We start from the raw sequence: 20,044 nt of genomic DNA on the forward strand, positions 1-20,044 counted from the left end.
TTTTTCAAATACAAAACAAACAGGCTTTGGGAGCATATATTTATTCCGGCTGCCCCTGCCGTCTAATACCCGCTGAACTGCCAAGATAATTTTTTACCTGTATCATAAAATCATTCAGCTCCATGGAAGAGATTTTTTTTCTTTCTTCTATGGCATCATGATAACGATTAAAAACCGGCAGGGCTTTTGAATAACCCTTCAGCACATTCTTCAGGGAACTCCCATCGGACAGAAATACAGCATCCTCTTCCCCCGGTGACACCCCGGCCTTCCTGACCTCCTCCCTGTAACGTTCTACAGTCATAAGAGATTCCCTGTCCGCAGGGCTTACATTCTGAAAACAGGCAAGGTGATCCAGCCCGTTCCTTATGGCAGACATAAACTCTTCCTGTCCTGCAGAAGTGCATCTCATGGCCTGAAACTTAAAAGCCAATCGTATCCAGGCCTCGGGATAGGGCAACGCTCCTTTGTCTGCAATATAGGTTTCCTTTTCATCGAGAACTTCAAGGAAACGCTGCTGCAGTTTCATGGCCCATGAAGACATTCCCGGCCCTGCATCAAACATTTTTTCCACAAGCCGCCCGTCCCCTTTTTCCTGAAGATCCGCAAGCTCTTCGATACTCTGCCTGTTAAACTCTTCTGGAGTCTTTTTCCCTTGCCTAGTGCTTATACGAAAAAAACCGGAAAGCAATTCCAGCCACCGGGGTCCTGTTCCCCTTTCATTCATCGTTTTTCACTCCATATAATATTTAAAACAAAGTCAGCTTTGCGCTATCTGGCTGGCTCCCTGCATACGGCAAAGCAAATGAGCCATTAAATACCAGACATCACAGCTATTCAGCATAAGCCCATAACTGCAACAAAAATCCTTTTTAATCAGCAGCATCTTCTGTATGCAGCTTAGGCCAGGCATGAAAAATAGCCTTCAATAAAGTTGCCAGGGGAATGGCAAAAAAGACTCCCCAGAAACCCCAGAGACCACCAAAAACCAGCACCGCCAGAATAATGGATACGGGATGAAGATTCACAGCCTCAGAAAACAAAAGGGGAACCAGCACATTACCATCGAGGAGCTGGATCAGTCCATAAACGGCCATGACCCACAGAAAATCCGAACTGGTACCAAATTGAAAAAGCGCAATCAGTGCCACTGGAATGGTCACAACAGCAGCACCTATATAAGGAACAAGGACGGAAAAACCCACAAGCAGGGCCAGCAGTTCCGCATAGCCCAGTCCCAGCCAGACAAAACAGGCCCATGTAACACCGGCCACAATCAAAATTTCTATGGCCTTACCCCTGATATAGTTAGTAATCTGATCATCCATCTCGTTCCATACCCTGCTGAGAAGAGTACGTTTTTCAGGCATAAGGGAAGAAACATAAGCAACCAGTTTTTCCTGATCCTTCAGCATGAAAAAAACCAGTATGGGAACAAGAATCAGGTAGATCAGCCAGGCCACAAGGCTCGGAATACTTGAAAGGGAAAGACCCACCAGCCATTGGCCCAGCTTGCGAAGTTCCCCGCTGGCCTCTGTAAATATCTGGTCTATATGCTGCTGGGATAAAAACTGAGGATAGGCTGACTGCATTTCCACAAACCAGACCTGAGCAGCCCTGACCATTCCGGGCAACTCCCGGGCCAGACTCAGTATCTGCTGCCAGATCAGAGGCAGCAACCAGAAAAGCACAGCCAGCAAAAACCCCAAAAACAGGCTGAATGCAATTATTACAGCAGGCAAACGGGGCATGCGGAAACGCTGCAAAGTATTCACAACGCTTTGCAGCAGAAAGGTCATGACAACGGACACAAGAAAAGGGGCAAGCATACGACTGAAAAAAATAATCACCAGAAAAAAGACCAAGAGCAGCAAGGTAAAAATAATAGCTTCTTCATCGGAAAAATATCGGTGCATCCACTTGTTATAAATTTCTTTAAACACACTCTTTCTCCTGTAATATTAAATCAGACCATAAACTGTTTTAGATTACTTGCCAGACTCAGCCACAGTGTGCAGGTCCGGTTGTTGTCAGACCATTGTGCGAGCGGATATTTGATGCGTTTGATGCGGGCAGGCGCAAAATCTGCCCCTACTAAATCCTTTTACGGCCCTGTATTTAGTGGCAGCCCTTACAGGTGCCATATGTCCGAAGCAATGAAAATACTCCCTTAGTTCTTCAACTACCAGGAAGCTTGTCATGGACAGATGGTGACAAGAAATTAATGACTGAGCTGCCTGGTAATCCAAACAATAATTCCATATCGAGTATCAGATTTTATGGATTCTATGCAAGCAGCCATTTTTTGTCTTGCCGGGGAACTGTAGCAGGCAGGTCAAGGGGCACCCCTTACTTTAAAAAAACTGTTTTTAAGGTCCTCCGGCAGATGACAGAGGGGCAACTCCATTGCATGCAATACAGAAACAGCAGAAACATTCTTTATCTTTTCATTTCAAATATCTTATCCAAAACCTTCAAAGCAAAAAAACATCTAATAATCAAAAAGATAAGAAAAAAATCTGAAAAATATAAACGCCAAAAAATTGACATGCGCTCCAATGTGTGCATATAAAATGTTTTGCTTAGAATGTATTGTGGATATAAATGGGAAATACTTCCCTAAGGTGCCGTATTTTCCAAGACGACAGGATGACCCGATGGAATCAGAAAATAAGATCAAAATACGGGTAGAAAATCTCACCAAGATTTTTGGCCCGAAATCACGCATTCCCGAAGCTCAACAACTGCTGGAAAAGGGGGAAAGCAAAGAAAACATCTTAAAAAAAACAAAATGCGGCATTGGGGTTTCCAATGCCAGCTTTACGGTGATGGAAGGTGAAATCATTGTGATCATGGGGCTTTCCGGCAGTGGCAAGTCCACCCTTGTCCGGTGCCTCAACCGTCTCATCGACCCTACATCAGGAAAAATTTTCATTGATGATGAAGATATAACCACCCTTTCTCCCGAAGAACTACGCAGGGTAAGACTCACCAAGCTCGGCATGGTTTTTCAGAATTTTGCCCTCTTTCCCCACAGAACGGTCTGTCAGAATGCTGAATACGGCCTGGAGGTTCAGGGAATGCCCCCGGAAGAAAGGCGAGAAAAAGCCTTCACAGCTCTGGAGCAGGTGGGACTGAAGGGCTGGGAAAATTATTATCCCAACAACCTCTCCGGCGGCATGCAGCAGCGTGTGGGACTGGCAAGGGCACTGGCCATGGACCCGGACATTCTTTTAATGGATGAAGCCTTCAGCGCTCTTGATCCCCTGATCCGTTCAGACATGCAGGATGAACTCATAGGCTTACAGCAGCAGTTGCAGAAAACCATTGTATTCATCAGCCATGATCTGGATGAAGCCTTAAAGCTTGGGGACAGGATCATCCTGATGAAAGACGGTGCCATTGTTCAAAGTGGCACTGCCGAAGAAATTCTCACCAATCCTGCCACGGATTATGTGGCCCGATTTGTGGAAAATGTGGATATCAGCAAGGTTCTCACCGCAGAGTCCGTTATGATTAAACCCAAAGCCATGGCATCTCCGGAGGTCCACGGCCCCAAATCCGCCCTCCGTTTCATGCAGAAGGAAGGCTTTTCCCAGATTTTTGTCCATGACAAAAAAAAGCAGGTAATCGGGCTGGTTTCTGCGGATGCTGCATCGGAAGCCATGCAACGGGGCGAAAAGGATCTTTTTTCCATCATGCAGACAGATTTCATTCATGTCACACCGGACACACCCGCAGCCGACCTGATCCCCATACTGGCAGACATTCCCTACCCTCTCCCTGTACTGGAAAACGGAAAAATGAGGGGGATTATTATTCGCGGCTCCCTGCTGGCTGCCCTGTCCGAAAGGGGAAGGAGCAATGACAATGCCTAGAATACCCCTTGGAGAAGTAATTGAAACATTCATTAATTTCCTTGTAACAAATTTTTCCTTTCTGACCATGGCCTTTACCCGCATCATGGAAAGTGTCATTTCCTTTATGGAAAATACACTGATGCTCCTGCACCCCCTGCTATTTATAATAGCTGTATCAGCACTGGTCTTCTGGCTGACCCGAAAAAAGGGACTCTCCATCTTTGCCCTTGCAGGCCTGCTGCTCATCTGGAACATGCAGTTGTGGGAGGCCACCGTAAGCACCATTACTCTGGTTCTCATCGCCACCCTCACGGCCCTTATCATCGGCATACCCATAGGGATTGTTGCGGCCTTAAGTCACAGGGTAAACAGGGTGGTGCAACCGGTACTTGATGTCATGCAGACCATGCCCGCCTTTGTTTATCTTATCCCAGCCATACCCTTTTTCGGCCTTGGCAAGGTTGCAGCCATCTTTGCAACGGTCATCTTTTCCATGCCACCGGCCATCAGACTTACCTGCCTTGGCATTCAGCAGGTACCGGAAGATCTTGTGGAGTGTGCCGATGCCTTCGGTTCCACGAAATGGCAAAAACTATTTAAACTCCAGCTTCCCATGGCAACTCCCACCATAATGGCCGGAGTAAACCAGACTGTAATGCTGGCCCTTTCCATGGTGGTCATTGCAGCCATGATCGGTGCAAGGGGGCTTGGGGGTGAAGTCTGGAGGGCCATCCAGCGCCTGCAGATGGGCAGCGGCTTTGAAGCCGGTATCGCCATTGTAATTGTGGCCATTATTCTGGACCGGGTGCTTCAGCACCTCGGTTCCAAAAAACAATAACATACAAAGGAGTTTTTAAGATGAAAAGATCCGTTTTCCTGTCTCTATTTACAGCTTTAATGACCCTGATGATTCTGGGATCCGGCACAGCCCTTGCCCAGAAAAAAGTAAGGCTTGCCTATGTGGAATGGGACTGCTCCGCTGCCAGCACCCACCTTGTCCAGGCTGTTCTTCAGGAAAAAATGGGCTATGAAGTGGAAATTCTTCCCGTGGCAGCCGCAGCCATGTTTCAGGCCATGGCAACTGGCAATGTGGATGGTATGGTTACAGCATGGCTTCCCGTGACCCATGCGGATTACTATGAGAGGGTCAAAAACCGGGTGGAAGACCTTGGACCCATCGTAGGCGGTGCCAGACTGGGATGGGCAGTACCATCCTATGTAAATATCAACTCCATTGAAGAAATAAATTATCATGCGGCCAGATTTAAAAACCGTATTGTGGGCATTGATCCCGGTGCCGGACTCATGCGCCTTTCCGAGCAGGCCATGAAAGATTACAATCTCGATAAAATGCAGCTCATGGAAGGCAGTGGTGCCACCATGACGGCAGCTCTTGATACGGCCATCCGCCGCAATGAATGGGTAGTTGTAACGGCCTGGTCTCCCCACTGGATGTTTGGTGCCTGGGACCTCAAGTATCTTGAAGATCCCAAAGGCGTTCTTGGTGGAGAGGAATTCATCCACGCCCTGGTTCGTAAAGACCTGAAAAAAGACAAGCCTGAAGTTTACAATTTTCTGAAAAATTTCGAGTGGAAAGATGCCGGACAACTGCAGATGGTCATGGCCTGGGATCAGGAACGGGGTGCTGACCGATATGAAAATGCCAAGCGTTTTATTAAAGAAAATGAAGAACAGGTAAATAGCTGGCTGAAGTAAAACCCGCTGCTTTTTGTTTTCTGTAAGGGGCCATTCTTTTTTTTTAAGGATGGCCTTTTATAGTTGACAAATATTTGAAGCTGGTGCTTTTTGTGGTTGCCTGTTTTAAAGGACTCTGCCGGAATGAATCTTACAGTTCCCACATTATATAACGAAACAGCCTTTCTGTGCGCTGTTTTTCTAGCATATTTTTTATAAGGAATTCATCCATGGGTACAGCAGAAATCATTTTTCTATCTCTGATTCAGGGTATCACGGAATTTTTACCCATCTCCTCATCAGCCCACCTGATTCTGCCCTCAGCCATTCTGGGATGGGAAGATCAGGGGCTGGCCTTTGACATTGCCGTGCATACGGGAACCCTGTTTGCCGTAATACTTTATTTCAGAGAGGATATTAAAAAGCTGCTTTACGGATGGATAGGGTCTATGGGTGGAAATCAGAGTGAATATGGGAAAATGGCCTGGTTTCTCATCATTGCCACCATTCCCACGGGCCTTGCCGGACTGATGGCCGGAGGAATCATTGAAACAAGCCTTCGCTCCGCTTCGGTCATTGCCGGAACCACCCTGATTTTCGGGGCCCTGCTCTGGTTTGCCGATATCCGGGGTAAAAAAACACTTGCCATGGAAAGTATGAATCTGAAACAGGCCCTGATCATCGGCCTGATGCAGGCCGTATCCCTGATTCCCGGCACCTCAAGGTCGGGCATCACCATCACGGCAGGCCTGATGCTTGGCTTTGACCGAAAAAGTGCCGCCCGTTTTTCTTTTCTGCTCTCCATTCCCATCATTGTGCTCATCACCCTGTATCAGGCGGCAAAACTGATACGTCAGCCTGAAATCTATGACATTCCAGCCCTTGCTGCAGGGGCCGGGCTTTCTTTTTTCAGTGCCCTTTTATGCATCCATTTTTTTCTGAAAATCATAGAAAAAATGGGGCTCTTCCCCTTTGTCATATACCGTTTTGCCTTAGGTATCGGTCTCTGCATCTTTTTGTTTCTCTAAAAAATTCAAAGCACCTTCATAGAGATTCAAAGTACTGCGGCACATGCTTTCTATTGTAAAATGGGTGGATATTCTCACTTGCCCCTTTTCACCCATGGATTTTCTGAGTTCTCTGTTTTCCAGAAGTGTACGCATTTTTACCGCCAGATCAGAAGCATCTTCAGATTGAAAAAGAAATCCCGTTTCTCCGTCTTCCACGATGTCAAGGCTTCCCCCGTGGGCTGAGGCCAGAACCACCTTTCCCATCATACCTGCCTCGGCAAGGATGCGACCAAAGGATTCAGGTTTTCTGGACGGAGAAATCACAAGGTCCGCAGCGGCCATAACCTCAGGCATATCTTTTCTGTATCCTGCAAATACAATGCGCTCTCCAAAAGGTGCCGCCAGCTCCCCCAACTCCTCTGCATAGGATTCATTTTCTTCCGGGTCTCCCACAAAAACCAGTTTCCATGCAAGATCCCCCAGCCCATCCATGGCCCGGATCACAAGATCCTGGGCCTTGATACGGGAAAAACGTCCCGGAACCAGAATAAGGGGTGTATCCCCCTCACATCCCCAGCCTTGCCGGATAAGGTTTCGTTTTTCATCGAAAATTCTTCCAGAATCAAACCTGCTGCTGTCTGCCCCCCTGGGAATACAGACCAGACGATCTGGATCAATGGAGTAATTTTCTAAAATATGATCCTGTATACTCCTTGATACGGCAATAACCCGCTGCCCGAAGGTCATGACAGCACTGTAGGCGTTGATGGAGTAAACACCATGGAATGTGGTTACAAGAAGGGGCCTTTTATTTTTCGGCAGACTTTTCCAGGCCAGATACCCGGCCCAGGCAGGTACACGGGACCGCAGGTGTAGAACATCCACCTCCTGCAACAGTTTCCGCAATTCTGGAATATGGGCAAGGGGTCTTGGAGACTTTTCACCGATATAAGGCATGGTAATATGTCTGCTGCCTGAGGCTTCAAGGTCTGCCACCATGCGCCCTCCCCTTGAAATTACAAGGGAGCTGTGACCATGGGCCACCAGATAGCTGCCAATCTCAAGGGTTCCCTGCTCCACCCCGCCAGTTTCCATATCCGGCAGCATCTGCAGAACTCTTAATTTTTCCCCCACCATCTTTTAACGGCCTCCTCCGCCGCCCTTGTCGCCTCATCAAGCAGGGGAGGCTCCCCTGTAGCTTCTTCTCCTGGATAAAGTACCCAGCCCTGATCATGCAGGTAATCCAGGCTCCTTTGAAATTTGCTGCTTTTTTTTACCCACATGACGGGCAGTACCCCAACCCTGCAACCTGCGGTGAGTGCCTCATACACCATGGACATACTGTCTCCGGTAATCCATGCTTCAGTGCTTTTGGCATAGGCAGATTCCACCCATCCCGGCGGTGTTTTGGCAAAGGGAGTAAAGGAAAGACTGTCATATTTATCTGCAAGCAGGGTCAAGGCATCTTCGGTTTCTTCCGGTGTTCTTGGTGAAGAGCCCATCTCCCAGCGCATGGACGATTTTCTTTCAAGGAGATCTTCAATCTGCCGGATCAGAATCTTTGTATCCCAGATATGGCTGGAGGCATCCACCCCCCCCACAAGAATCAGTCCCTGATCATTATTCCTTAAAGAAGGGTGAGACCTTCTGCAGGGGGGGCCCAGGGTATGCAGAAGGACCGAACCCTGTTTTTTCCCGTCGTGGAAGGGGGAAAGCACCAGATCCACCTGCTTTTGCACCCAGAAATCCGGAGTCATGCAGATGAGGGTTCTGGCCTTATAATAATTCCTAAAAAGAAGCAGGATACCATGGGTATGGCTTCCTGCGGCCATGATCAGGTGTGGAGAAAAACCTTTTTCCTCCCATCCCAGTTTTTTTAAAACAGAGTTCTGAAAAAAAGGTAAAATGGGTGAGGTAAGGGCAATAATTCTTGAGTAAAAGGCAAAGGCCCTGCCCTGGGGTACTCGAAACCACCGCAGTTCCACAGAAGATATCCGGCCAAAGGCCTCTGCCATGGCAAGGGTCTGTTTCTCATGTCCGGGACTTCCATCCCCCACACAGAGAATCCGTAAAGGCTCTGGCATCATTTTCCTGCCTCCAGTATCTTTTCCGTCTCACCTTTCAGCCATTTGCTGAATAAAGATGGATTGAGAAAATCCATCCTCACATCCACCACATACAAAGGCAGGGGCCAGACCGACGGGTCGGGCAGCTTCACCGCATCCTTGGCCGTTGTTACCAGGGCTTCTGCTCCCATGTTCCGGGCTTTATCCGCAAGCTGATCCATGGCCGAAGGCCCATAGGGATGATGATCAGGAAACTTCAACACTCCCCCCACATTCCACCCCTTCTCTAAAAGCCCCTCCACAAAAGAGCGGTCATCGGCAAGGGCCGAAAACGCCAGAACCTTCCCCGAAGAAACAGGCAGAACGGCTTGACCGTCCATGCCAACCTGTGCATGGCGGCTGAAAAAAACAGGAATTCCCGCCGTTTCAGCCCACCGGCAAAGGCCTTCATGGGCGGATTCTTCCCCATCGCAGCGGGTAAAAACCAGAGCATGGGCCCGAAGAAGGGCGGACGGCTTTTCCCGCAGGCTGCCCCTGGGCAGAAGCCTGCCGTTACCAAAGGGATGACGGCTGTCCAGAAGCACAATATCCAGATCCCTGTGCATATTTCTATGTTGAAAACCATCATCAAGGAGCAGAATCTCCGCACCATCAGACACTGCCCGCAAACCACTTCTGTAACGGTCCGCACCCACATAGACCGAGGCAGGGCTGGTGGCGGCCAGCAGGCAGGGTTCATCTCCGGCCATATCGGCCCCCAGAAACACCTCTTTACCATCGGATACCCGGCCGCCCTTTTTTACAAGCTTTCCACCATAGCCCCGGCTTAAGACAGCCACCCGAAACCCCTCATCCGCAAACATATGTGCAAGGGTACGTACCATGGGTGTTTTTCCCGTACCACCTGCAACCACATTGCCAACGGAAATCACAGGCACGGGCAGTCTTTTTTTTTGACTTTTATCCAGATGCCGGTTTTTAAGACCCAGCCCCAAACCATAAAGGGATTCAAAAAAAGAAAACAGATAATCCCCTGCATCCCTGTTACGGGCTGGCCTGTAAATACGCTCTGCAATTTTTTGCTTCAGCATGTTTTTTCTCCCAGCAGGTCACAGACCAGATCAAAGGCCCTGCGTGCCGCACCCCGTCCCCGAAGAACATAATTTCTCCCCGCTTCTCCGGCTGCTTTTCTTTTCTTTTCTTCGTTTATCCACAAAAGAAGAATATCTGCCATCTCCTCCGGAGTCCGGACAGAAAATCCAGCCCCTGCATCCGTAAGCCCCTGCCAGCTTTCCGCAAAATCTTCACTGGAAGGCCCCATACTTACGGGAATACCCGCCATGGCAGGCTCTAAGGGATTGTGTCCCCTAAGGTGGATAATACTGCCCCCCACCAGTGCCCCATGGGAAAGGGCATATAAATCCTTCAGGAGACCCATGCTGTCCACAATGAGAACAGAGGCCTTTTCTCCCGAATGACGGGACAGAACCTGAACTCCCAGCCCCCGTTCCTGCAACATTTTTTCAAATAAAGGTGTCTTGTCAGGATGCCTCGGTACCAGAAGGGTATGGATTTTAATCTCCTTCAGCCTTGCGTCCGTGAGCACATCCGCAAGAAAGCTCTCTTCACCGGGATGCATACTGCCGCATACCCATACAAAGGATGCCTGCTGCTGCAAAAGCCAGTTCCGCACAGGAGAAAGGGCAGGACTTTCAGGATCAGGCATGGAAGTTTCGTGCTTGAGATTCCCGGGAAGCCCTATCCGCTCCCCTTCAACGCCAAGGCGAAGAAGTCGGTCTGCATCCACTGAACTCTGGGGAATGATGGCCCTGAAGGTCTTCAGGGCAGGTCCCATGACACAGGAAAGCCTGAGGTAACCCCTGAAGGTTTTATCTGAAATCCTTGCATTCACAAAAACAGAAGGAATATTTCTTTTCCGGATGGCTCCCATGAAAAGGGGCCAGAGATCCGTTTCAGTCAACACAAAAACATCGGGATGCAGATCAGCAAGTACACGGTTCACGGCCATGGGATAATCCAGCGGGAAAAAACGTATCTCAACCCCCCGGCAGCCAAGATTTTTTTTTGCAGCTTCCATGCCGCTTCGGGTTGATGCCGTAAAAACAATCTGTATATCAGGTTTTTCATCTGAAAGAAGGTCCACAAGGGGCAGAGCCGATAAAACCTCTCCAAGGGAAAGGGCGTGTATCCAGACCACTGGCCCTTTACCGTAGGGCAGTAAATTTTTCTTTGGCCAGAAACGTTGCTGAAAACGTTGAGGCAAGATGGAAAAAACCATACTTTATCTTCTTTCAGTCCAGCCCGAGAAGGCCGTATATTCCCAGGGCAGCAAAAAGACAATTGGGCATCCATGCCGCAAAAACCGCCGGAAGAACACCACCATAGCCCAGAGACATGGAAAAGCTGTAACATATCCAGTACATAAATGCGATACCGATGCCATAGCCCATGCCTAAGGCCATATTGCTCTTCATCGAAGGCCGCAGACTAATAAGTACAGCCAGAAAACACAAAGCAAGGGAGGCAAAGGGAAAGGCTGTCTTACCGAAAAAGTCAACCCTGTACCCTGTTACATCATAACCTTGCTTTTCAATTTTATTTATGTAGTGCCACAGTTCTCTGATACCCATTTCATTCGCAGCACTCCGGATGCTTTCAAAATCCGAAAGATTCAGACCAAGATCAAAGGCAAATACAGGATAGGACTGCACACTGAAAACTCCGTCCTCCGCATCCAGAACCTGTTCCACCACACCTTCCAGCATCCAGCCTTCGGCAACAAAGGAACCGCTTTGGGCAATAATACGACGGACCGGAAAAAATCCATCCCTGCTCAACTCATGGATACGGATACCTTCCAGTCTCTCATCATCCAGATGGACTTCATTAATATAAATAAAATATTGATCCTTACGGATACGGATATTCTCCTTACGCTGAACATGCACAGCACCGGGCCGCAATTCCCCATACCGGATGGAATTCACTTCAGCTGCAGCCATGGGGGAAATGGTGTCTGCCAGCAAAAGCCCAAACACACTTATAAAAAGAGCTCCGCCAAAAACCGGCCTGAGCAAAAGAGCAGGACCAATCCCCCCCCCTTTCAGGGCAATCAGTTCATTGGACCGGTTCACCAGCCCCAAAGCAGCGAGGATGCTGAGAAAAAAACATAAGGGTAAAATCTGTATGATTTCTCTGGGAAGCTTCATCAGTACATAATATATACTTCTATATCCGGAAAGTCCGGCGGCAAAAAAACGATCCGCATTGCTCAAGTAGTCCACCACCACAAAAATAACCACCACCACAAACAAAAGAATAAAAAAATAACGGACAATTTCTCTGCTGACATACAGATCCAGACGGGTCATCCTTTTTCCCCCGACCTTATTTTCAGTACATATATAAATTGAGGTATCAGTTTTTTCTCAGCGGCCACACGAAAAAGCATCCATCCCCCCACCAGACCAAGCACCAGATTGGGAGTCCATATGGCTATTTCAGGAGAAAAAACACCGCTTTCTCCAAAGGACCAGCCCATGGTTAAAAAGGCATAATACACAAGAAAAAAGCCAAGCCCTGCACTGAGTCCCGGGGAACGTTTTCTTTCCATGGAGCTGATGCCCAGAGAAAAAGCAACAATACCAAGCACAAAACAGGCAGCAGGCAGAGAAAATTTCTCATGCAGTTTAATTACTGCTGCATTGTAGCTTTTGCTTCCTTCCGGCAGAGTTCTGATATACTCGCGCAGTTCGGAAAAACCCATTTCCTCCTTATCCTTTGGTCTGCCGCCGAGGATATCCGACTTCTCCTTTGAAAGGTTCAAGCTCAAATCATAATTTTCAAAGGCAATGGCATGAACATCAGACATATTGCCATCGCCCCGCAAAATCATACCATCGGAAAGCCTTATCAGAACCATACCTGTACCCGCATCCACCTGCAGCTGGCCTTCAGGTGCAATAATGGTACCCATACCTTCCTTTTCCCTGTAATCCTCTATGAAAATATCTTTCAGGCTGCCTGTATCCTTATCCATTTCTCCTGCATACAGCGTAACACCTGAAAACATATCATTAAAAACCATGGGTTTTAAAATCATATTTCCGTGTTTCATTGCCAGTTCTGCAATCAGCTTCCGGGACTCAAGTTTTCCCCATGGCAAACCATATATCGTCATCCCTGCTGTAATCAGCGCTGCAAGCAAACAGAAAAAAAGCACAGGAGGCAGAAACCGCCAAGAGCTGAAACCACCAGCCTTCAGGGCAAGAATTTCCCTGTCTCCGGACAGACGCAGAAAAGTAATCAGCACGGTCACCATCACCGCAAGAGGAATGGTAAACTGAAGAAAAAAAGGAGAGGTATAGGCCAGCAAGAGGGCCACAGAAGAAAGACCCGTCCCATAGTTAACGACAAGATCTGCAATATCAACGAGTTGCGTTATAAGAAAAATCAAAGTAAAAAAAATTATATTTAAAAAAAACGGAAAAATCATCTGGGAAAAAAAATAACGGTCAACCCTGTACATAATCAAGTAGTTCCTTCCCATGAAGCGATCAAACTAAAAAAAACATCATGCTGCCGTAACAGTATAAAGGGTCAGCACCCCATGCAGGAAATGACTTAACGAATTTAATCCTGCGGTACAAGCAAAGTTCTTTATTGCCCTGCTTTTATGGTCAGGCCCAATTCAACAAAAGAACAGTGTTCAAAACATTGAATTGACAAATCATGAAAAATATGTGTTTTATAAGGTCAAACATTGTAATTTTTTCAACCCTCAAACAGTGGAGAATTCCTATGTCCGGCCTTGCCCCTTCCCTGTCCAGAAAAGAAAGGGAATTTATTCAACGCCGTGAATCCATATTGAACACTGCGCTTAGTCTTTTTGCAGAAAAAGGATTTCATCAGGTATCCATGAGTGAAATTGCCAAGGAATCTGAATTTTCAGTAGGGTCACTGTATAATTTTTTCCCGAACAAAGAAGCCCTTTACAAGGCCATGATTCTGGAAAAGACAGGCGGTGTCTGCCGTCAACTCGACCATGTGATTAACTGCGATTCCGATGAATTTACAAAAATATGTCGATGGATAGAGAAAAAAATCGAACTTTATAGAGAAAATATTGGAATTTTCAGACTTTTTCTTTCAGAAACCATGGGAATCAATGCCATAGTCCGTTCACAGATTTCCATACTGCTAAAAGATAAACAACATAAGCTGAGGGAAGATCTTGCAGTTCTTTTTTCTGCCGCCATGGAAAAGAAACTCCTGCCCCCCATGGGAGAACCCATTGTTCTTGCCATTGCCCTTGATGGCATCTGCAACGCCCTGCTAAATGCGGAAGAAGAAATACCCTTTAAAAAAAACATAGATGCCGACACCATTCTTCATATCTTTTTTGGCAATATCCTGAGCAGCCAACAGAAAAATGACCAGCAGAAAGTATTGTTCCATCAGAATCCGACCACTGCACCTCCTTCATAAAAAAACAGAAGAAGACCCGTATCCCAGAATACAGACGTCCAGAAACACTCCTTTGTTTTATAATATCCGGAGCTTTACATGTCCCTGCAGGCACATTATGCAAAAATCCGTGAAGGCATCTTTGCCTTTGTGCCCAAATATGCCTCACCACATCAGAAGGAACAACTTCCCCCGGTTCTTGGCACAGGATTTTTTATTCGCAAAGATGGTATTGCCGTCACCAATGCCCATATAATTGAAACCTTTGCCCATGTCTTCCGACCAGAAGGACTGCCGGATAAAGACTGGGCCATACAGGGTCTTTTTTTTGTCCGGGATAATACTGAAATGCTTGCACTCCGTGTGGATCTTAAGGCTGTCATAAGGATGGGATCTTTCATCCTCAAGCCACCCGGCAGCCAGACTACACCTGATATCGGTCTTGTGCAGATGGCGGTTTCAGACTGCCCTGTTATGCATATTTCGGAAAAAAGCCACCTTGAAGAAGGGATGGAAATTGCAACTGCCGGATTCCCCATGGGAAATCGTTCTCTGGAAAGTCCTGCGGGCTTACAGATGGGCCCCACCCTGCAAAAGGGCATCATCAGTGCCATTCTGCCCTTCCCCAATCCTAGCCCTGAAGCTTTTTCCGTAAACGTAATGAGCCTTGGTGGTGCCAGCGGTTCTCCTGTCTTTGATCCCGGCACAGGGAGCACACTGGGTGTTCTTTTTTCCAGCCTCCATGATGTGGGCCTGGTGGATCAGGGGACAGCCACCTATGCCATGCCCACATCCATCACCTATGCCGTTCCCCATCACTACCTCATTAAAGCCATTGCCATGGTTCCTGATAATCTGCCCAAAATGCCTTCTTTAAAACAACGGATCAGGGAGCACAAAAGCCTCTGATTTAAATTTTCAGGCTGCCCAATCAAATGAAAAGAAAAAAATAAAACTATTGTATTCTGAAAAAATCTTTCACGTAAACCACCTCACAGGCACCATCCCCTGTATCCGTACGGGTAAGGGAGCTTATCCACCTCCACCCGTCCGGAGCATCCGCCCGCACAAGATAACCGGAAAAACGAACAATATCCCCTTCACGGGCAGCCAGCACCCTGTTTTTAACATGAGTGTCCGCAGGAATGAGATGCATATTGGCACTGCTGGATTCAATTTCTTTTCTGGGAATGGGAAAATTGTCAGTCCGCCAACGATACCATCGACCCGACTGGGTGATTTTAATCTTTTCCAGCACAGCCGTATCGGACATCCTTCCCCAGCCCAGGGCAAGGTCCACAGGGGCAAGATCGGATTCCCGGTCTGTACGGTATCGCTTCCGTGCAAGAACACGCCCTGTCATCTCAAAATGAGCAAGGGGAGTAAGTCTGTATCCATTAAAATCAAAGGCAGAGGGCAAAACGTTTTCATGCTGAACCGGACTGTCTGGTATAATAACACCGGGAGGAAGGGCAGTTCCGTTACTATTAAAGAAAAAAACAGCGACTGCCAGTAAAAAAACAATTCCCAGTAGCTTTTTCATTCCGCATTCCTCTGAAAATTAAATAAGCGCCGCAGCTTTCTCCTGATACCTTCCTGCAGGAAAACTCTTCTGCATTGTAATAAGGGGCCTTTCAGGATCAAAAGAATTCTTTACGGGCAGCCCTGATGCATGTGAATTTAAAAATACAGGCTCCGGTGCCTCATCAATGAATCCCATTTCTTCCATGCACTGGAAATAATGAACAAGACCTTTAATGTGGGAAGGTGGCAGCCCATAATCCAGACAGTTAAAATAGTCTTTTACGATCTCCGGTGCAAGATACTTTTCCACAGCCGCCCGCTGGCAGATAAGTTTCATGGCATTCATGCCAATGGCTTTGGACATGAGAAGAAAAGACAGGGCCTGCCCTACCTCCTCCGGCCTTTGCAACACAACCTCTCTGCGTACAGCCCACAGTCCGAATACAAAGGGCAACCCAGTCTCATTCTTCCACAGCTCTGCCAGATCATAGATGTATGGAAATCTTTCTGACCATTGTCCGCAAAGGGCCGCATCTCCGATTACAAGTCCGCCCGTCAGCCCCTCAAGATCTTCAGGACTTCTCACCCTGCGGGTATCCAGCATGCAGGCAAGCCCCCTTTCCCGGAGAAAAAACCGCAGAAGGCTGGCTGCGGATTCTGATTCACGGCTCAGGCCCAGCGTGGCTCCGTCAAGGGACTCCAGGGGGCAAACACTTACCAGCAGCACACTCATCACCCTGCCGTCACACCCGATACCCAGATCAGGCACCAACATCCAGTCTTTGTGATTTTTGGCATAGGCAAAGGCAGAAATGGCAGAAATATCCAAAAGCCCCTCCTCCAGCATTCCGTTGAGTTCCGCAGGAGGTGCCGCATGGAGCATCATGCCATCGGGAATCCCCAGAAGATCAAAACCATAATACACAGGCCATACATTCAGATAATCAATGCGGCCCAGACGGACAGGTGAATTCATCCATACACCTCATATATTTCAGGCAGGGCCACAAAATCTGCCACAGGTTGATGTCCCCCCGCCTCTGCAACCAGAAAACAGGCCCTTTTACCCGGCGTAAGGGAGCCATAGTCCATGTCAATGCCAAGGGCCTCTGCTCCATACAGGCTGGCCATGTTGAAAAGAAAGGCCGGGTCCAGCCATGACCAGCGTTTTGCTGCAAAAAGCAACTCATGGGCCATGCTGAGGGAGGGTGTACTGGCAAGGCTGTCCGTACCAAGGCAAGGACGGATACCTTCTGCCACCATAGATCCAAGATCCGGAAGCATGCCATGGAGGTAGATGTTGCTTCTGGGACAAAGACACACGGCACAACCTCTCTGTGCAAGTATCCTGATATCTGTTATATCCGCATAAACCAGATGCACGCAGAGAGTAGCAGGATCAAGGATGCCAAGGGTATCGAGATAACGCACCGGCGAGTCTGCGGGCAGAGGCCAGCCTCCATGGTCCACACCCCGCTGATCCAAAAAAGAAGCCCAGGCTGGATTGTCGCCACGGACAAAGGCCCTTTCTCCAAAAGATTCTGCAAGATGAATGGAAAAGGGCAGCCCATGGTCCCTTGTTTTCTGCTTCAGTTCCCGAAGAAGAGCCGGGCCTGTGCTGTGGGGTCCATGGCCTGCCAGACTAAATCCGGGCCTTTTTTCAGAACCCTTCCGGGGCAAAACCTCCTGCCGGTGATTGCCAACGGACTCATGGAAAACAATGCCGCCAAGGCCAGAACTGTAAATGGCCTCCTCGGACAGCCCTAAGGTGGTCACGTCTCCAAGGGCCATGGTCCCTCCTGCCTTCATGGCAGAAAGGGCCTCCTGAACACCCAGGATCAGCTCTTCCGACCCGAATCCGCTGCGGGCCTCCATCAGACGCTGCACCCATTTTTCAAAGCCACCTTCGGCATCCACCAGCCCGAGAGTGCTGAGTTCCAGATGGGTATGGGCATTCACAAAGCAGGGAAAAAGCCCCCGCTCACCATGATCGGTGACGGCCAGACCGGAAGGAATCCTGCCCCTGCCCACATCCAGAATCCGGCCTCCTTCCACATGCAGCCATGCGTTTTCCATCACCCGGTCACCATCCAGCACCACATGGCGGGCCCTATGTATCCCCTCGCAGACTTCCGGCACAAAACCTCCTTCAAACGGATACGAACTGATAGAAACAATTCCTCTGAACAGGATCAAAACCCGCATCCCGAATCAGGCGCTGTATGGTCTCTAAGGAAAGACGATGGGAAACGCCCGCAGCAGCCACCACATTTTCCTCTATCATGGTACTTCCCATGTCATTGGCACCAAAAAAGAGGGCTGTCTGGGAGATTTTTTCACCTTGAGTCACCCATGAAGCCTGAATATTATCAAAATTATCCAGATAAATTCTTGAAAGGGCCAGTACCTTCAGGTATTCCACAGCCGTGGCAGCTTCTACTGAAAGCCTTGTATTTTCAGGCTGAAAGGTCCATGGAATAAAAGCCGTAAAACCTGAAGTTTCATCTTGAAGACGGCGCAGACGATCCATGTGGGTCAAAATATCCGCCCTGCTTTCTTTGTGCCCGAACATCATGGTGGCCGTGGTTCTAAGCCCTATACCATGGGCATCCCGCATAACCGAAAGCCATCGGTCCGACAGACATTTTCCGAAAGACACCTCACTGCGTATACGATCCACGAGGATTTCCGCACCTCCTCCTGGAATGGTATCAAGCCCTGCCTTAACCAGCCGCTGAATGCATTCATGGTCCGATATGGCTGCCTGATCTGCAAAATATGCGATTTCCGGTGGGGAATAGCCATGGATATGCAGGGTGGGGAATTTTTCCTTCAGTCGCCGCAAAAGGCTTTCCTGCCAGACAAGATCCAGATCTGGATGCATGCCCCCCTGAAGCAGAATCTGATTTCCTCCCAAAGCATAAGTCTCCTCTATCTTCCGGAAAAAATCCTCATCTTTAAGGACATAGGCTCCCTTTTCGGCTCTGTCCCTGTAAAAGGCACAGAAAAGACAGCCCGAAACGCAGACATTAGTGTAATTGATGTTTCTGTCCACCACATAGCTCACCTGCCCTCCATGGCGTTTGCAGCGGATGGCGTGGGCTGCCGCACCCATCTCAGGAAAACTGCCATGCTCCAGAAGATACAGGCCTTCTTCCATTGAAATGCGCTCTCCCTCAATGGCCCTGCCCAGTATGTCTTCAGACCTTATCATCGCTGCCTCCACTGATTTCTCCGTAAAAACTATCCCGTTCCACAGGAAAAAGATCCGCCCTCCGGATCAGGCTTTCCAGTCCTTTGCGGGTCATGCCCTTGGGAGAAGATGCGCCTGCGGTGTGGGTAATGCGCTCTTCCACAATGGTACCATCCATGTCATCGGCACCGAAAAAAAGAGCTGTCTGGGCCAGCTTTTCCCCCAGCATCACCCAGTAGGCCTTAATATGATCAAAATTATCCAGCACCAGACGGGCAACGGCAATGGTCCTCAGATCATCGATGGCAGCGGTCGGCGTAAGATGGGAAAGCCGGGTATTGGCGGAATGAAAGGCCAGAGGAATAAAGGCTGAAAAACCCTTTGTCCTGTCCTGCAGCTTCCTGAGCTGTAAGAGATGCTCCACCCTTTCTTCAAGGGTTTCAATATGGCCATAGAGCATGGTGGCATTGGTGGGAATCCCCTGACTGTGGACGGTCTCTATGATTTCAAGCCACCGGTCTTTATTAATTTTTTTCGGGAAAAGAGCCTTATGGATACGGTCGCTCAGCACTTCGGCACCACCGCCGGGCATCATGGCAAGGCCAGCAGATTTAAGCCTTTCCACCACCTTTTCCACAGAAAGTCCTGTGATACCTGAAAGATAATCGATTTCAACCGCCGTAAAAGCCTTGATGGTTGCTTCGGGCTGCAGCTCTGTAACGAGATTCAGCAGATTTTCAAAATAATCAAAGCCAAGGCAAGGATTCAAACCACCTACGATATGGATTTCCCGGACAGATTCCATGCTGTTTGCAGACAGCTGCGAACGTACATCCTCTTCATTAAAGGTATAGGCTCCCTCATCCCCTGCATCCTTTGCATAGGCACAGAAAAGACAGCGGTTTTTACACACATTGGAATAATTAAGATGCTGATTGCGGATGAAAAAGGTTTTTTTACCATGGCGGCGAAGGCGCTCTTTGTGGGCCAAAAGCCCCAGGGAGTTAAAATCCGGAGTTTTGTACAAAGTCATGGCATCTTTGAAGTCAAGACGTTCGCCTGAGATACATTTATCCGCAACTGGCTTTAAGAAAGGGTCTGTGATGTGCATGAATTCTCCTCAAAATTTCCATGACCACCTGGTCACACATTTTGATTTCTCATACGGCACATCATAAAAACAGGCAAGGAAAAATTCCTTTTTCCTGC

19 protein-coding genes are annotated in these 20,044 nt (G+C 48.4%); 6 read left to right on the forward strand and 13 right to left on the reverse strand.

Features of this window, described 5'->3' with window-relative positions; translation table 11 throughout:
- Positions 1-40 precede the first annotated feature (40 nt).
- Positions 41-727: a hypothetical protein gene (locus FIM25_RS04070; RefSeq protein ID WP_139446575.1), complete on the reverse strand. Its 687-nt coding sequence runs from the start codon at positions 725-727 to the stop codon at positions 41-43.
- A gap of 145 nt (positions 728-872) precedes the next feature.
- Positions 873-1,943 (reverse strand): AI-2E family transporter, encoded by a 1,071-nt coding sequence (locus FIM25_RS04075; protein ID WP_218961256.1) that lies wholly within the window; start codon positions 1,941-1,943, stop codon positions 873-875.
- Positions 1,944-2,657: 714 nt separating this feature from the next.
- Between FIM25_RS04075 and FIM25_RS04080 the strand changes: the two genes are divergently transcribed.
- From FIM25_RS04080 to FIM25_RS04095, 4 genes are all read left to right on the forward strand, one after another.
- Positions 2,658-3,878 carry a quaternary amine ABC transporter ATP-binding protein gene (locus tag FIM25_RS04080; RefSeq protein WP_139446577.1) on the forward strand — a complete coding sequence of 407 codons (1,221 nt, stop codon included), beginning with the start codon at positions 2,658-2,660 and terminating at the stop codon, positions 3,876-3,878.
- The gene (locus FIM25_RS04085; protein ID WP_218961259.1) at positions 3,871-4,698 is read left to right on the forward strand and encodes an ABC transporter permease; all 828 of its coding nucleotides are present in this window, start codon (positions 3,871-3,873) and stop codon (positions 4,696-4,698) included. The genes FIM25_RS04080 and FIM25_RS04085 overlap by 8 nt, the downstream gene beginning before the upstream one ends.
- Before the next feature lie 20 nt (positions 4,699-4,718).
- A complete protein-coding gene (locus tag FIM25_RS04090) occupies positions 4,719-5,576 on the forward strand; it encodes a glycine betaine ABC transporter substrate-binding protein (protein WP_139446581.1) in 858 nt (285 codons plus the stop codon).
- Positions 5,577-5,785: 209 nt separating this feature from the next.
- Complete coding sequence (locus FIM25_RS04095; protein WP_139446583.1) at positions 5,786-6,583, forward strand: undecaprenyl-diphosphate phosphatase; 798 nt, start codon at positions 5,786-5,788, stop codon at positions 6,581-6,583.
- Here the strand turns inward: FIM25_RS04095 and FIM25_RS04100 are convergent.
- Genes FIM25_RS04100 through lptF form a run of 6 tightly spaced genes read right to left on the reverse strand, consistent with a single transcriptional unit; the run spans position 6,548 to position 13,180 of the window.
- Positions 6,548-7,702 carry a glycosyltransferase family 4 protein gene (locus FIM25_RS04100; protein WP_139446585.1) on the reverse strand — a complete coding sequence of 385 codons (1,155 nt, stop codon included), beginning with the start codon at positions 7,700-7,702 and terminating at the stop codon, positions 6,548-6,550. The genes FIM25_RS04095 and FIM25_RS04100 overlap by 36 nt on opposite strands.
- Positions 7,684-8,652, reverse strand: coding sequence for an ELM1/GtrOC1 family putative glycosyltransferase (locus tag FIM25_RS04105; protein WP_139446587.1), 969 nt, complete (start codon positions 8,650-8,652; stop codon positions 7,684-7,686). Before FIM25_RS04105 ends, FIM25_RS04100 begins: the two co-directional genes overlap by 19 nt.
- Positions 8,649-9,722 (reverse strand): tetraacyldisaccharide 4'-kinase, encoded by a 1,074-nt coding sequence (lpxK, locus tag FIM25_RS04110; protein WP_139446590.1) that lies wholly within the window; start codon positions 9,720-9,722, stop codon positions 8,649-8,651. Before lpxK ends, FIM25_RS04105 begins: the two co-directional genes overlap by 4 nt.
- Positions 9,716-10,930: a 3-deoxy-D-manno-octulosonic acid transferase gene (locus FIM25_RS04115; protein ID WP_139446592.1), complete on the reverse strand. Its 1,215-nt coding sequence runs from the start codon at positions 10,928-10,930 to the stop codon at positions 9,716-9,718. Before FIM25_RS04115 ends, lpxK begins: the two co-directional genes overlap by 7 nt.
- Positions 10,931-10,943: 13 nt before the next feature.
- On the reverse strand, positions 10,944-12,023 hold the full coding sequence (lptG, locus tag FIM25_RS04120; protein WP_139446594.1) for an LPS export ABC transporter permease LptG: 1,080 nt from the start codon (positions 12,021-12,023) through the stop codon (positions 10,944-10,946).
- The gene (lptF, locus tag FIM25_RS04125; protein WP_179953144.1) at positions 12,020-13,180 is read right to left on the reverse strand and encodes an LPS export ABC transporter permease LptF; all 1,161 of its coding nucleotides are present in this window, start codon (positions 13,178-13,180) and stop codon (positions 12,020-12,022) included. Before lptF ends, lptG begins: the two co-directional genes overlap by 4 nt.
- Before the next feature lie 272 nt (positions 13,181-13,452).
- Between lptF and FIM25_RS04130 the strand changes: the two genes are divergently transcribed.
- Both FIM25_RS04130 and FIM25_RS04135 read left to right on the forward strand, forming a co-directional pair.
- A complete protein-coding gene (locus FIM25_RS04130) occupies positions 13,453-14,139 on the forward strand; it encodes a TetR/AcrR family transcriptional regulator (RefSeq protein ID WP_179953145.1) in 687 nt (228 codons plus the stop codon).
- A gap of 78 nt (positions 14,140-14,217) precedes the next feature.
- Positions 14,218-15,027 carry a S1 family peptidase gene (locus FIM25_RS04135; RefSeq protein WP_139446600.1) on the forward strand — a complete coding sequence of 270 codons (810 nt, stop codon included), beginning with the start codon at positions 14,218-14,220 and terminating at the stop codon, positions 15,025-15,027.
- A gap of 46 nt (positions 15,028-15,073) precedes the next feature.
- Here FIM25_RS04135 and FIM25_RS04140 read toward each other — a convergent pair whose 3' ends face one another.
- The 5 genes from FIM25_RS04140 to mqnE are packed head-to-tail and all read right to left on the reverse strand — an operon-like array spanning position 15,074 to position 19,946.
- Entirely contained in the window at positions 15,074-15,661 is a 588-nt protein-coding gene (locus tag FIM25_RS04140) for a hypothetical protein (protein ID WP_139446602.1), read from the reverse strand.
- An 18-nt stretch (positions 15,662-15,679) separates the two neighbouring features.
- Positions 15,680-16,618, reverse strand: a complete 939-nt coding sequence (locus FIM25_RS04145; protein WP_139446604.1) for a menaquinone biosynthetic enzyme MqnA/MqnD family protein — start codon at positions 16,616-16,618, stop codon at positions 15,680-15,682.
- Positions 16,615-17,781: an amidohydrolase family protein gene (locus tag FIM25_RS04150; protein WP_179953146.1), complete on the reverse strand. Its 1,167-nt coding sequence runs from the start codon at positions 17,779-17,781 to the stop codon at positions 16,615-16,617. The genes FIM25_RS04145 and FIM25_RS04150 overlap by 4 nt, the downstream gene beginning before the upstream one ends.
- Positions 17,782-17,791: 10 nt before the next feature.
- On the reverse strand, positions 17,792-18,856 hold the full coding sequence (gene mqnC / locus FIM25_RS04155) for a cyclic dehypoxanthinyl futalosine synthase (RefSeq protein ID WP_139446608.1): 1,065 nt from the start codon (positions 18,854-18,856) through the stop codon (positions 17,792-17,794).
- Positions 18,843-19,946, reverse strand: coding sequence for an aminofutalosine synthase MqnE (mqnE, locus tag FIM25_RS04160; RefSeq protein WP_139446611.1), 1,104 nt, complete (start codon positions 19,944-19,946; stop codon positions 18,843-18,845). The genes mqnC and mqnE overlap by 14 nt, the downstream gene beginning before the upstream one ends.
- Positions 19,947-20,044 lie beyond the last annotated feature (98 nt).

Origin of the sequence: Desulfobotulus mexicanus, from assembly GCF_006175995.1 — a bacterium.
GTDB lineage: Bacteria > Desulfobacterota > Desulfobacteria > Desulfobacterales > ASO4-4 > Desulfobotulus > Desulfobotulus mexicanus.

What these genes read in the sequence shown, in the direction of transcription:
- FIM25_RS04070 (WP_139446575.1), bottom strand. Translation starts at nt 727, where the DNA reads ATGAATGAAAGGGGAACAGGACCCCGGTGGCTGGAATTGCTTTCCGGT.
- FIM25_RS04080 (WP_139446577.1), top strand. Translation starts at nt 2,658, where the DNA reads ATGGAATCAGAAAATAAGATCAAAATACGGGTAGAAAATCTCACCAAG.
- FIM25_RS04085 (WP_218961259.1), top strand. Translation starts at nt 3,871, where the DNA reads ATGCCTAGAATACCCCTTGGAGAAGTAATTGAAACATTCATTAATTTC.
- FIM25_RS04090 (WP_139446581.1), top strand. Translation starts at nt 4,719, where the DNA reads ATGAAAAGATCCGTTTTCCTGTCTCTATTTACAGCTTTAATGACCCTG.
- FIM25_RS04095 (WP_139446583.1), top strand. Translation starts at nt 5,786, where the DNA reads ATGGGTACAGCAGAAATCATTTTTCTATCTCTGATTCAGGGTATCACG.
- FIM25_RS04100 (WP_139446585.1), bottom strand. Translation starts at nt 7,702, where the DNA reads ATGGTGGGGGAAAAATTAAGAGTTCTGCAGATGCTGCCGGATATGGAA.
- FIM25_RS04105 (WP_139446587.1), bottom strand. Translation starts at nt 8,652, where the DNA reads ATGATGCCAGAGCCTTTACGGATTCTCTGTGTGGGGGATGGAAGTCCC.
- lpxK (WP_139446590.1), bottom strand. Translation starts at nt 9,722, where the DNA reads ATGCTGAAGCAAAAAATTGCAGAGCGTATTTACAGGCCAGCCCGTAAC.
- FIM25_RS04115 (WP_139446592.1), bottom strand. Translation starts at nt 10,930, where the DNA reads ATGGTTTTTTCCATCTTGCCTCAACGTTTTCAGCAACGTTTCTGGCCA.
- lptG (WP_139446594.1), bottom strand. Translation starts at nt 12,023, where the DNA reads ATGACCCGTCTGGATCTGTATGTCAGCAGAGAAATTGTCCGTTATTTT.
- lptF (WP_179953144.1), bottom strand. Translation starts at nt 13,180, where the DNA reads ATGTACAGGGTTGACCGTTATTTTTTTTCCCAGATGATTTTTCCGTTT.
- FIM25_RS04130 (WP_179953145.1), top strand. Translation starts at nt 13,453, where the DNA reads ATGTCCGGCCTTGCCCCTTCCCTGTCCAGAAAAGAAAGGGAATTTATT.
- FIM25_RS04135 (WP_139446600.1), top strand. Translation starts at nt 14,218, where the DNA reads ATGTCCCTGCAGGCACATTATGCAAAAATCCGTGAAGGCATCTTTGCC.
- FIM25_RS04140 (WP_139446602.1), bottom strand. Translation starts at nt 15,661, where the DNA reads ATGAAAAAGCTACTGGGAATTGTTTTTTTACTGGCAGTCGCTGTTTTT.
- FIM25_RS04145 (WP_139446604.1), bottom strand. Translation starts at nt 16,618, where the DNA reads ATGAATTCACCTGTCCGTCTGGGCCGCATTGATTATCTGAATGTATGG.
- mqnC (WP_139446608.1), bottom strand. Translation starts at nt 18,856, where the DNA reads ATGATAAGGTCTGAAGACATACTGGGCAGGGCCATTGAGGGAGAGCGC.
- mqnE (WP_139446611.1), bottom strand. Translation starts at nt 19,946, where the DNA reads ATGCACATCACAGACCCTTTCTTAAAGCCAGTTGCGGATAAATGTATC.